12 protein-coding genes are annotated in these 11,989 nt (G+C 50.7%); 6 read left to right on the top strand and 6 right to left on the bottom strand.

Features of this window, described 5'->3' with window-relative positions; genetic code table 11:
• Positions 1-29 precede the first annotated feature (29 nt).
• Complete coding sequence (locus ABO04_RS05695; protein ID WP_160809725.1) at positions 30-644, top strand: YqhA family protein; 615 nt, start codon at positions 30-32, stop codon at positions 642-644.
• A gap of 27 nt (positions 645-671) precedes the next feature.
• Here the strand turns inward: ABO04_RS05695 and ABO04_RS05690 are convergent, their stop codons facing one another.
• Entirely contained in the window at positions 672-1,412 is a 741-nt protein-coding gene (locus ABO04_RS05690; RefSeq protein ID WP_160809724.1) for a pteridine reductase, read from the bottom strand.
• A 184-nt stretch (positions 1,413-1,596) separates the two neighbouring features.
• On the opposite strand from ABO04_RS05690, the gene ABO04_RS05685 reads away from it, so the two are divergent.
• The gene (locus ABO04_RS05685) at positions 1,597-2,658 is read left to right on the top strand and encodes an SAM-dependent methyltransferase (protein WP_345852999.1); all 1,062 of its coding nucleotides are present in this window, start codon (positions 1,597-1,599) and stop codon (positions 2,656-2,658) included.
• 62 nt (positions 2,659-2,720) lie between these two features.
• Here ABO04_RS05685 and ABO04_RS05680 read toward each other — a convergent pair whose 3' ends face one another.
• The 5 genes from ABO04_RS05680 to ABO04_RS05660 all read right to left on the bottom strand — a co-directional run bounded on the left by ABO04_RS05680 (position 2,721) and on the right by ABO04_RS05660 (position 8,202).
• A complete protein-coding gene (locus ABO04_RS05680) occupies positions 2,721-3,425 on the bottom strand; it encodes a purine phosphorylase (protein ID WP_160809722.1) in 705 nt (234 codons plus the stop codon).
• On the bottom strand, positions 3,422-5,413 hold the full coding sequence (gene shc / locus ABO04_RS05675) for a squalene--hopene cyclase (protein ID WP_160809721.1): 1,992 nt from the start codon (positions 5,411-5,413) through the stop codon (positions 3,422-3,424). The genes ABO04_RS05680 and shc overlap by 4 nt, the downstream gene beginning before the upstream one ends.
• A gap of 198 nt (positions 5,414-5,611) precedes the next feature.
• Complete coding sequence (locus tag ABO04_RS05670; RefSeq protein ID WP_160809720.1) at positions 5,612-6,382, bottom strand: VacJ family lipoprotein; 771 nt, start codon at positions 6,380-6,382, stop codon at positions 5,612-5,614.
• A 52-nt stretch (positions 6,383-6,434) separates the two neighbouring features.
• Positions 6,435-7,490 (bottom strand): hopanoid-associated sugar epimerase, encoded by a 1,056-nt coding sequence (hpnA, locus tag ABO04_RS05665; RefSeq protein ID WP_160809719.1) that lies wholly within the window; start codon positions 7,488-7,490, stop codon positions 6,435-6,437.
• Between the two features lie 103 nt (positions 7,491-7,593).
• On the bottom strand, positions 7,594-8,202 hold the full coding sequence (locus ABO04_RS05660; protein WP_160809718.1) for a MotA/TolQ/ExbB proton channel family protein: 609 nt from the start codon (positions 8,200-8,202) through the stop codon (positions 7,594-7,596).
• Positions 8,203-8,495: 293 nt separating this feature from the next.
• Between ABO04_RS05660 and xseA the strand changes: the two genes are divergently transcribed.
• The 4 genes from xseA (at position 8,496) to ABO04_RS05640 (ending at position 11,958) form a co-directional block, all read left to right on the top strand.
• Positions 8,496-9,842, top strand: coding sequence for an exodeoxyribonuclease VII large subunit (gene xseA, locus ABO04_RS05655; protein ID WP_160809717.1), 1,347 nt, complete (start codon positions 8,496-8,498; stop codon positions 9,840-9,842).
• 62 nt (positions 9,843-9,904) lie between these two features.
• A complete protein-coding gene (locus tag ABO04_RS05650) occupies positions 9,905-10,285 on the top strand; it encodes a DUF423 domain-containing protein (RefSeq protein WP_160809716.1) in 381 nt (126 codons plus the stop codon).
• Between the two features lies 1 nt (position 10,286).
• Positions 10,287-11,480: a THUMP domain-containing protein gene (locus ABO04_RS05645; protein WP_160809715.1), complete on the top strand. Its 1,194-nt coding sequence runs from the start codon at positions 10,287-10,289 to the stop codon at positions 11,478-11,480.
• A 4-nt stretch (positions 11,481-11,484) separates the two neighbouring features.
• Positions 11,485-11,958, top strand: coding sequence for a disulfide bond formation protein B (locus tag ABO04_RS05640; protein WP_160809714.1), 474 nt, complete (start codon positions 11,485-11,487; stop codon positions 11,956-11,958).
• Positions 11,959-11,989 lie beyond the last annotated feature (31 nt).

Here is an 11,989-nt window from a genome sequence, read left to right as displayed (position 1 = left end):
CTGCACTTTTTGAGAATATTGATATAGCCATGCAACAGGATCACAATTCGACGCCTTCAAAACGCATCTCTTCAATCGCTTATTTTCTATTTTTATCCCGCTGGTTGCAGCTACCCTTGTATCTGGGGCTGGTACTGGCACAAGGCATATATGTGTACCATTTCTGGGTAGAGCTGATCGATCTGGTCGGATCGGTTGTTGGCAATCCAGACGCATTACAACACACACTTGAAATGGTGGCGGTTAAAGGTGCAGAAAATAGCGGGAAGCTGACTGAGACCACCATCATGCTGGTGGTACTGGGTTTAATCGATGTGGTCATGATTTCAAACCTGCTCATCATGGTCATCATCGGTGGATATGAAACCTTTGTTTCACGCATGAATCTCGAAGGGCACCCCGATCAGCCGGAATGGCTGTCACATGTCAACGCTTCGGTATTGAAAATCAAGCTGGCAACTGCCATTATCGGCATTTCATCGATTCATCTGTTAAAAACTTTTATTAATGCCGCTGCTTATGATGAAAAGACGCTGATTGCACAAACTGTCATTCATGTGGTGTTTCTACTTTCCGCACTTGCCATTGCCTATTGTGACCGGATCATCGCACAAACTACTGCTCTTTCCGGCGAGCATGAATAAACAAAACCAGAAGTACAGTTTCCCATACTAAAGATTGATACTGCGCCCGCCGTCAACAGCGATAATCTGTCCGGTAATGAATGGCGCATCCTCAATCAAAAAACTGACCGTGCGTGCAATATCATCCGGTTCTCCCATACGCTTGAGCAGTGTTCTGTCAATAATATATGCACGCGTTGCCTCATTCTGCCACTCACTTGTTTCCGGCCATAAAATGGGTCCTGGCGAAACGCCGTTGACACGGATTTCTGGCGCAAGCTCCATCGCCAGAGAACGTGTCAGAGCTACCAACCCGCCTTTGGCCGCGTTATAAATAATGTAGCGTTTAAGTGGTTGCTCGGCGTGTATATCAATGATATTGACGATGCACCCGTGGTTTTTTTTCAAATAGGGTGCGACTGCCTGCGACAGAAACAAGGGTGCCTTCAGATTGCTGCCCACCAGATCATGCCAGGCTTGTTCGGAACAATCACCGATAGGTGTCGGAAAAAAGCTGGAAGCATTATTGACCAGCGCATCTAGCCGCCCAAACTGCCGGGCTGCCTGATTAACCAGTGCCGGGATTTGACTGATATCCAGCAAATCAGCCCGCAGCAGCGCCACTGAATCCGGGCGTTCCTGTTCAAGTGCTTGTTTCAGCCGTTGTGCATCAGCAGATGAATCACGATAATGAACTACCAGCCTGGCACCCTTACGATGCAGCCACCGGCAGATAGCTGCTCCTACCCGCCGTGCACCGCCCGTCACCAGAATTACTTTATCTTTCACAAAGATCCTTTCTGTTTACGCTACACTTCAAGGCTACAATCTACCATAAACCTTTTTGAAGCTGACAAGCCTCGTGGCCCTACCCTTACCCGACCCATCCGAACAAAAATACAGTGATGCTTTAAAAACAATACTCCATGAACGAATCACGCGTTCCGGCGGATGGATCTCGTTTGCGGATTATATGGAAACGGTTCTATACACCCCCCGATTGGGCTATTACAGCGGTGGAGCAGCCAAATTCGGAGCAGCAGGGGATTTTGTCACTGCACCGGAAATTTCCCCTTTATTTGGCGAAACGCTGGCGCAGTACGCGGCACACATTTTGAAACCGATCAAACAAGGTTCAATTCTGGAACTGGGTGCCGGATCCGGTAAGCTGGCTGTTGATCTGCTACACACACTGGCGCAGCTGGACTGCCTGCCACAGCATTACTACATCCTCGATCTCAGCGCCGATCTGCAGCAACGGCAGCGGACAACCATCGAGCAGCGCATCCCGCATCTGGCATCACGAGTAAGCTGGCTATCCGCCCTGCCAGAACAGTTCGAAGGGTTGATACTTGCCAATGAAGTGCTCGATGCCATGCCTGTCCACCTCGCTGTCTGGCAGAACGGCAGCATTGCAGAACGGGGAGTGCTCTGGGAGGATCAGGGGCTCGCCTGGCAAGATCGAATCCTGGCAGAAGGTGAGCTATTTGATACTGCCTGGCAACTTCCTCCAACCGATCGACCCTCCCCTCTTCCCTATCTCAGCGAGATCAGCCTCGCTAACCGGCATTTCATCCGCTCGCTTGCCACACTGCTTCAGCGAGGTACTATTCTGCTGATTGATTACGGCTTTGGGCAGAGCGAGTACTATCATCCACAACGCCATCAAGGGACACTCATGTGCCACTATCGGCATCATGCCCACGATGATCCGTTTTTTCTGCCTGGATTGCAGGACATCACCAGCCACGTCGATTTCAGCGCCATTGCCCAGACTGCATTAGATTCCGGGCTACAACTAACTGGTTACACCACACAAACCCATTTTCTGATCAACTGCGGCATCACCGATTTACTGGCACGCACACCTGCCGATCAGCCTGACGATTACCTGCCACAAGTCAGCCAGGTACAGCGCCTGATCAGCCCAGCTGAAATGGGAGAGTTGTTCAAAATCATAGTCTTGAGCAAAAATATCGACGGTGACACTGCTGCTTATGGCTTTATGAGGGGAGATTTGCGGCGTCTGCTCTAAGGAATCGCTGATTAAACTCTCCGTGACCGTATTGCAGGCGAGAAGGTGCCGGATTCTTCTTGTCAGCTCAGCTCATGTCGAGTTGCCTGAATAACCTGTTTCAGTGTTTTAAGCGCGATCTGTGCATCCGACCCAAATCTTAACAACTCGCCCAATTTGAGTGAGCCATTCAACAGACAGGCCAGCAACGCAATTGGCTTGACACGCCCATCCGGGTGTAATACATCCATGAGTGCTGCTGGGGGAGAAAATTGTACCGGGTCTGAAATCACTCGAATCACAACAAACGGAATCCCTGTTTCAGCAGCAACAGCGGCAATCGCACCACTTTCCATATCAACAGCACAGGCACCACTCCGAGCCGCCAGTGCATATTTTTGATCTGCGGTAGACACCAGCTCATCACTGGCAGCCACTGGACGGCGAATCACATTGAGATGAGCAGGGAGACTGCGCTCTATCCGTGTCCGCCATGCACTGTCTGTTGGATAGCTTTGTTTTGTCTGCACAGCTTCCGGCAACACCAGATCACCCGGCTGCAATGCATCATCCAGCGCACCGGCAATGCCAAAGCTGATCAATCCCGCTACGTTTTCCTGATCGTATAAGCCGATTGCTGCACGACGCGCAGCAATCGGACCCATGCCGCACACCCTGACTACCAGATGATCATCAAGCGGTATCGCCTCGTCGAAAGGCAGGTTACGCTGTGAAGTAATACAGGCAGCTTCCGATCGCATCGCGATTACAATCCCGGTACGACTCATGCAGTGGCAGATCCACTATTCATTGCACGATACCGGTTCAGCGCCCACAATGGGAAATAGCTGGAATAACCATGATATTTCAGGTAGAAAACCTTTGGAAAACCGGGGGCGGTAAACCACGGTTCTTCCCATAACCCGGTAGCGCTCCGGGAGCGGATCAGATAGTCGATCCCGTTCTTCACCGCCACGCTCCTCGCCTCACCTGCCGCCATCAGTCCAAGTACCGCCCATGCGGTCTGGAAAGAAGTACTGGTTTCCAGTTGTCCAGCCAGCCCGGGATCAAGATATGAATCATTGGTTTCTCCCCACCCTCCATCGGCACGCTGCACCGACTTCAGCCATTGCACCGCACGTTTTACCGCCGGATGGTCATGGCCCACCCGCGCTAACCTCAATGCCTCCAGCACGGACCAGGTACCATAAACGTAATTGGTACCCCAGCGCCCGAACCAGGCACCGGATGACTCCTGTTCCCTGAACAAAAACGCCAGTCCACGCTGCACGGCTTCCTGGTGTCTCGCCTCGCCATTCAGCGCAAGCAGGCCGATACAGCGCGCTGTTACATCGCTTGAAGGCGGATCGAGCAATGCGCCATGATCCGCAAATGGAATTTCATTCAGGTAATAGTGCACATTGTCTATGTCAAATGCGGCAAAACCACCATTACTTGATTGCATACCCGCCAGCCAGTCTGCCGCCCGGGTAATACTGGTGCGGTAATCTCCTTTATCCGCCTGATATAACGCCCATGCTGCAACAGCCGTATCATCCAGGTCCGGATAATGCGGATTGGCGTACTGGAATGCCCACCCTCCTCCCGGCAGATCAGGCCGGTTATTACGCCAGTCACCCGGTTGATCAAGTGCCTGCAGAGGCACGATCCAGTCAAGGGCACGGCGGATCGGAGTGCTGTCAGCCTGTTTATCCTCCTGCAGTGCCAGTGCAGCCAGCACGGTATCCCACACGGGAGATACACAGGGCTGGCACCAGGTGACATCTTCTCCTTCATTTATCAGCAGTTCGTGCAAAGCCAGGCGGCATTGCTGAAGCAATGGATGATCATGGTTGTAGCCCAGCAACGTCAGTGCCTCATAGGCATTGACCATCGCCGGGAAAATTGCCCCCAGACCATCTTTCCCGTTGAGCCGTTCGATGGTCCACTGCTCGGCCTTTTTCAAGGCTCTGCGACGGATGAATGACGGAATTAGAGGCTCCAGCTTTGAGCCCAGCCGTTCCAGATACAACAACAGACGGTTAAATGATGTGCGTACCGGAAAATAATTTTTTTCCTTTTCCGGATCAACAGTGAACAGTTCGCGCACATGAACATCACGTGGATTGACTGCCTTGGCTTTCAGCGTGCACAGAATGGACAGCGGCACCATCACCGTGCGTGACCAGTACGCCACTTTACGTAGATGAAAAGGAAACCAGCGCGGTAATAACATGATTTCAGCCGGAACAAACGGCACGCCACGCCACGGAAGCTGACGATACATAGCCAGTAACAGTCGAGTAAACACATTCGAACGTGCTGCCCCTCCCCGTTCCAGTATGGCATTACGGGCCCGAATCATGTGCGCTATTTCTGGTGAATCCCCGGCCAGTTTTAATGCATAGTAAGCCTTGACACTGCAGCTCATGTCAAAATCACCACCATAGTACAGCGACCAGCCACCATGTCCGTCGGTTACCTGCCGGCTGCGCAAGAAATTTGCAATTCTGTGTTCCAATGCAGGATCCACTTCATCCATGAAGTGCATCATCAGGATATATTCAGCTGGAATTGTGCAATCCGCTTCCAGCGGAAAACACCAGTGACCATCCTCCCTCTGTTGTGCCAATAAGGCTGTACGAGCACGGGTAATGGCATCATCCAGTACAACAGCAGAAATCTCGCTCTCTTTGTTAATTTCACCAACAGCCGGGTGATCTGGCAATGAAGATTTTTGCAAGAAAGATCCAGGAGGTGTCTGTAAAATGGACATAAAACGTAAAATCCCTATTTTATAAGAGTGTGTAACATAGCAAAACACTCCTTAAAAAGTTCTGACAATGATTCAATTCTCCTAGTTGAGGATGACAGTGCCTTGCGCGATACAATCAACCTGAAACAATTTTGTACAGCTATTAATCACAAACGATAGCCTCATAATCCAAGAAATTGTACGATAAAACTACAACATTCATAGTGTTGAATCTGCCTTTTCAGGATCCGGCATCAGACCAGGATCATCGATCAGCAGATCATCATAATGGCTGGCAGGCAGATTACCATCGTGAATCAGGTACTCGCGTTGCTGCATATATCCCTCACGCACGAACAGATAAGGATCCAGTGCAGATTCGTCTCGTATTTTCATCGGTCCTGAGAGACCGGCTCTTTTGTCAACGATACTCAAGATAGCCAGCGGGATAATCACCGGGCCGCTCAGTACATAAGCCAGATAATACAATCCATTCGTAAATAAACTGACCGGCAGATCCGCTATATCGCGGGAGGTACTCGGGCCATAGACAGGAATAAACAGATAGGATCCGCTGTCCACCCCCCATACTGCCAGTGTCTGTCCGAAATCCTCGTTGTGCTCCTGGAACCCCATGTGTCCGGCCATATCGGCAAGTCCCCCGACACCAATCGTGGTATTAATCACAAAACGCATCGTATCCGAAAGCCCCTGACGCACCTTTCCCTGCAGAAAACTGTTCAACACTACGCTAGGATAGGCAAGGTTGCGATAAAAATTACTGACGGGAAGCTGTATTGCTTCCGGAACATATTTTATGTACACATCAGCGATCGGTTCGAGCAACTTGCGGTCGATTACATCGGTAAAACGGTAGGATTTGCGATTAAACGTTTCATGCGGATCATAGACTCCCCCCTGATAGTTTTCTTTGGGAATCGAGCTGCATCCCGTACAGATAAACACCAGACACAGAAGAAGACTACGCAAGCAACAGAAGCATGCAGATGCATGCCGATCACTGTTACTGATCAGATCAATGCTATTTTTTGTCTGTAGATTCAAAATGTTTCCTGAATAAATGAGCAGGCAGATTCACCTGTCCCGTCTTGATCAGCCAGATCACTTCATCAATCAGCGCCTGCCGGATCGGAGTCTGCTTGAAACCAAGTTCATGCACGGCCTTATCACTGTTAAAGTTATTTTTTCGCCCGGCCAGGCGCACCCCCGTCAGTGGCGCCATAGGAGCCTTGTGTGTTACATGATCAGCCACGAACTCCTGCAATGCCCCCACCACCAGAGCCAGCCAGTACGGAATTTTATATTTCGGCATTACCACACCAGTAATTTCCTCTAGCATGAGCAATAACCGGCTCAGCATCATATTTTCATGACCAAGCAGATAACGTTCTCCGGAGCGTCCACGCTGAGCAGCCAGAATATGGCCCTCCGCCACATCCCGGACATCCACCAGATTCAAACGACAATCGAGATAAGCAGGAATTTTTCGGTTCAGAAGATCCACGATCATGCGTGTAGGTGGCGTAATATGCCGATCTCCCGGACCCACCGGTGACGTCGGTGAAACAACAACCACTGATAAACCTTCCCGGGAAGCTTCCAGTGCAGCCTGCTCTGCCATCAACTTGGTTTGACAGTATGGCCCGAAAATTTTCTTTTTTCGGGATAGAAGCGATGTGCGGTCTGATTCGTCCGGATCACCCTCCCCGGTCAATATAGCTTCTGTCGAGGTATGCACTACCACCTCAACCTCCGCACGCATCGCCTCATGCAACACAGCACATGTGCTTTCGTAATTAACCTGCCGGAATATCCGTTTGTCGGGCGCCCATAAATTAGTATAGGCGGCCAGATGATAAACCCTGCGGACACCTTTCACTGCCCGGCGTACCATTGCTCCATCTGCAACCGAACCACGAATGATCTCAGCATCATCAGATACCGGCACATCATCCAGCTCAAGCACTCTTACCCGCTCTCCTCGCTCCAGCAGCAACCGTACAAGATGGGTACCAATAAACCCACCACCACCGGTCACCAGGGAGCAGCCCCGGTCAGCTGATACAGATTCAGCCAAAAAAATTCCTGAAATGACCTCTCCCCGTCATTATCCGGATAACAAACACAGTATTTCCTGCCACAAGTAGCGGGACATTAAACCCGCAGGAATTCAAATATGATCAGATACGCCGCTCACCGTGTACCACTTCAACCAGTTTAAGCGCCTGCAGCTCCATTTCCAGCACCAGCTCATCCACCTTGGCGCGGAAATACCGGTAAAAAACGATGCTGGGAATAGCCACCAGAATACCGAACGCGGCATTATACAGAGCAACTGAAATTCCATGAGCAAGTTGTACCGGATTACCACCGGTCGGAGTGCCTGATCCAAAAATCTCGATCATACCAATCAAAGTGCCGAACAGCCCCATCAACGGACTGAGTGAGGCAATCGTCCCTAATGTGGTGAGATAACGTTCCAGTTCATGGGCAGCCACGCGCCCGGCTTCCTCGATTGATTCCTTCATGGTCTCACGCGGGCTGTCGATATTTTTCAACCCTGCCGCTAAAACCTGTCCGAGTGGCGAATGTTCCTGCAGACGAGTCAGCGTATCGGCATGCACGCCGGAACGCCGATATTCCTGCAGCACTCTTGGCAACAGATCCCGCGGAGAGACTTTTGAGCGGCGCAGACTCCACAAACGTTCACCGATAATACCCACTGCCAGGACGGAAGCCAGTATGATCGGCCATATTGGCCATCCCGCTGCCTGAATGATTGAAAACACGAACTGATCCCCTTGATTTTAATGAAGTTACAATATTATATTTTGCAACACCCACCCGCTTTGCTCAACCAGCGTCAGAAAAGGTTATACACAATTCCTGTGGATAACTGTGTGAATAAATCATGGACAAGTTGGATAAGTATCATTGTGGGCATGGAATTTTTTGAACTGCCTAATTGTTAGGCCGAATAAATTTTTTAAAAACAAAAGTTTATTTTAAATCATTGTTATCATCCCGACTTCTTTATTCATCGTGTAATACCAGATGTCATTGTGGATGATTATAAACCGGCATGACTGATAACGATTTTTTTCCCGAGCTCAAGAAAATACTATGGCGTGTCAGCGAATTAAACCGTAATACCCGCATAATACTTGAACAGACTTTTCCTCTGTTATGGGTAAGTGGAGAAATCTCCAATTTGAAACGCTATCCATCCGGGCACTGGTATTTTTCACTCAAGGATGACAGTGCACAGGTACGCTGTGTCATGTTCCGCCATAAAAATCTGTATCTGAACTGGATACCACAGGACGGGATGCAGGTTGAAGCCCAGGCACTGGTTACACTGTACGAAGCGCGTGGAGAATTTCAACTGACCGTCGAACAGTTACGCCAGGCCGGGCTGGGGGTACTGTTCGAGGCATTCGAACGACTCAAAGCCAGACTCCAGCAGGAAGGGTTGTTCAGCCCCGAGCACAAACAGCTGCTGCCGCGCTTTCCGCGACAAATCGGGATCATCACCTCTCTCAACACCGCAGCATTACGGGATGTGCTCGCAACCTTGCGGCTGCGTTTACCTTCCATTCCCGTCGTGATCTATCCTGCACCGGTACAAGGTAAAGAAGCTGCCGCAGCAATTACGGCCGCACTACAAACCGCCACGCAGCGAAATGAATGCGATGTTCTGATCTTGTGTCGGGGGGGCGGATCGATCGAGGATTTATGGGCATTCAATGAAGAAATCGTGGCACGAGCCATTACATCCAGCCCAATCCCGATTGTAACCGGAATTGGCCATGAAACCGACTTTACCATTGCTGATTTTGCAGCCGATGTTCGCGCACCCACCCCTACAGGTGCTGCCCAACTGGCTGCACCCGACAGGCAGGAAATTCTACATCGCCTGCAATACTGGCAGCAGCGCCTGCAGCAGAGGGTAGAACGCCATATCGAACGCCGCATGCAAACCATTGATCTGCTTGCTCATCGGCTGATTCATCCCGGTGAACGCATCCGCCATCAGCAAATGCATTTATTGCAACTACGCGACCGCCTGCAAAATACCTGGAACCGGCAGTTTGAAATCCGCACATGGCGGATCGAAGAAACCGGGCGGCGCATGCACTCTGCAAAACCCGATATCCAGGCCGGTATCAGGTACCAGCAAGAACTGGCCGCACGATTGCGGCGCGCGATGGCACACCGGCTGGAAAATCTGCAATTCAGACTGTTTCAGCAACAACAGCACCTGGCTCACCTTAGCCCGAAAGCAGTGCTGGCACGTGGTTACAGTATCACCTATACTGCCCGGGGTAACATTTTGCAAGACAGTCAGCAGATCCATGCGGGCGATAATGTGCAAATAATCTTTGCCAAAGGATCAGCCCAAGCAAACATCATCAAAACAAACAAATAATTCGAGCGGCTTTTTCATCTTCATTCTTATCATGCTTCACTTTACCGGGAGTTCAACCAACGATGTCCAGAATCTTTCTTGCGCTGGGCGCAGTAAACGCGTTTCTATGTGTCGTATTGGGTGCCTTGGGGTCACATGGTCTGAAATCCATGTTGGCACCCGATATACTCGCTAGCTTCCAGGTCGGTGTGCAATATCACTTCTACCACGCCATCGGGCTGATACTGGTTGGATTGGCAATGGATCGACTTCCACAAGCACGTGCGTTGAAATTCTCCGGGATACTGATGATGATCGGTATCGTGCTGTTCTCCGGCACGCTCTATGTCGTCAGTCTGACCGGATGGCGAGGATTGGGAATGGTAGCTCCACTGGGGGGAACCTCCTATATGGCCGGATGGCTGCTGTTTGCCTGGGCTGTCTGGAAAAACAAATCCGCATGAAATGACAGAACATTTCTTTGCTCCCTGTCCGCGCGGGCTGGAAACCGTCCTGGCGGCAGAACTTGAACGTCTGGATGCAACATCTATTCAGATTTCACCTGGCGGCGTGGCTTTCCATGGGGACTGGCAGACTTGTTACCGTGTCAACCTTGAAAGTCGCATTGCCAGCCGTATTCTGTGGCAGATCGCCAAAGCTCAATACCGCAGTGAAGCCGATATCTATGACCTTACTCATTCCCTACCCTGGCAAAACTGGTTCGAACCGCATCTATCGATAAAAGTAAATCTGGCTGCAATCAAATGTCCGCTGCGCAGTCTCGATTTTGTGACACTCCGTATCAAGGATGCCATATGCGACAAATTCCGGGAAATTCACGGCAGGCGGCCTAATATTGACACCGCTACACCGGATATGCGCATCCACGGTTTTCTTGACGCACATAAGTTTACGCTCTACCTCGATACTTCCGGCGAAGCGCTCTTCAAACGTGGTCTGCGCCAAACTCAGGGCGAAGCGCCTTTGCGCGAAAACCTGGCCGCCGGCATCCTGGCATTGACCGGCTGGCAGCCCGGCACCCCCCTGCTTGATCCAATGTGCGGTAGTGGCACACTATTGCTGGAAGCTGCTCAAATCGCCTGTCGGATTGCCCCTGGCTGCGGGCGGAAATTCGCGTTCGAGCAGCTGAAACTGTTCGATGCTGGTTCCTGGAAAAAACTCAAACAGACAGCAACCGAACGCCAGCATGAGCGCACATTCCAATCTATTTTCGGCAGTGATCTGTATGGCAGCGCACTGGCGCATACCCGCAACAATCTTATTGCAGCGGGACTGGCTGAATGTATCACGCTGAAACAGGCAAATATCCTGGAAATTTCTGCCCCGGCTGAAACCGGTATACTGGTCAGCAATCCTCCGTATGGCGTACGCATTGGAGATCAGCAGGCACTCGCCGAATTTTATCCCCGCCTGGGAAATGTTCTGAAACAGCGCTTCAGTGGCTGGCGCGCTTTTCTGCTGACTGCCGATCCGCTATTGGCAAAATCCATCCGACTTACGCCTTCGCGCCGAATTCCGCTGTTCAACGGCGCGCTGGAATGCCGCCTGCTCGAATACAAACTGATTGCCGGCAGTATGCGCAGAGAAAAGCCGTCAAACGAATCAAACACAAACCAGCCTGAAATACTTAAACAATAAAACCATGAGAATAACTTTTCTGCTGATTGTCTTTGCCTGTGCCGGACTGGTGAGCTATGCGTTTTATCTGCAACTGGTCGATGGATTGCTGCCCTGTCCGTTGTGCATCTTCCAGCGTATGGCCTACTGGCTGGTGGGTATGAGTGCGTTATTCGCGTTTATTCATAATCCACAACAGTTAGGAAGACGCATCTACTGCGTGCTGATCATCCTGTTTTCACTAGCGGGTGCTATTGTTGCCGGACGACAGGCCTGGTTAATACGTTTTCCTGAAGCATTTGAATGCGGCATCAGTCCGGAAGAAGCTTTTCTGAACGAACTACCTCTCGCCCGATGGTGGCCGGATATGTTTGAAGCCAATGGCGACTGTACCGATAGTACCTGGCAATTTCTATCGATGACAATGCCTGACTGGTCACTCCTGATATTTCTGGCATTCAGTCTTATCGCTGGATTACTTTGGCGGGATCGATCATGATGTGATTCAATAGATCCGGATACTCCAATTG

It is taken from the genome of Nitrosomonas sp. HPC101 (genome assembly GCF_009833125.1).
In the GTDB taxonomy this organism is placed as follows: Bacteria; Pseudomonadota; Gammaproteobacteria; order Burkholderiales; family Nitrosomonadaceae; genus Nitrosomonas.
The sequence above is the reverse complement of the archived record's forward strand: the minus strand, read 5'-3'. Positions and strand labels throughout refer to the sequence as shown.

What these genes read in the sequence shown, in the direction of transcription:
- ABO04_RS05695 (WP_160809725.1), top strand. Translation starts at nt 30, where the DNA reads ATGCAACAGGATCACAATTCGACGCCTTCAAAACGCATCTCTTCAATC.
- ABO04_RS05685 (WP_345852999.1), top strand. Translation starts at nt 1,597, where the DNA reads ATGGAAACGGTTCTATACACCCCCCGATTGGGCTATTACAGCGGTGGA.
- ABO04_RS05680 (WP_160809722.1), bottom strand. Translation starts at nt 3,425, where the DNA reads ATGAGTCGTACCGGGATTGTAATCGCGATGCGATCGGAAGCTGCCTGT.
- shc (WP_160809721.1), bottom strand. Translation starts at nt 5,413, where the DNA reads ATGTCCATTTTACAGACACCTCCTGGATCTTTCTTGCAAAAATCTTCA.
- xseA (WP_160809717.1), top strand. Translation starts at nt 8,496, where the DNA reads ATGACTGATAACGATTTTTTTCCCGAGCTCAAGAAAATACTATGGCGT.
- ABO04_RS05650 (WP_160809716.1), top strand. Translation starts at nt 9,905, where the DNA reads ATGTCCAGAATCTTTCTTGCGCTGGGCGCAGTAAACGCGTTTCTATGT.
- ABO04_RS05645 (WP_160809715.1), top strand. Translation starts at nt 10,287, where the DNA reads ATGACAGAACATTTCTTTGCTCCCTGTCCGCGCGGGCTGGAAACCGTC.
- ABO04_RS05640 (WP_160809714.1), top strand. Translation starts at nt 11,485, where the DNA reads ATGAGAATAACTTTTCTGCTGATTGTCTTTGCCTGTGCCGGACTGGTG.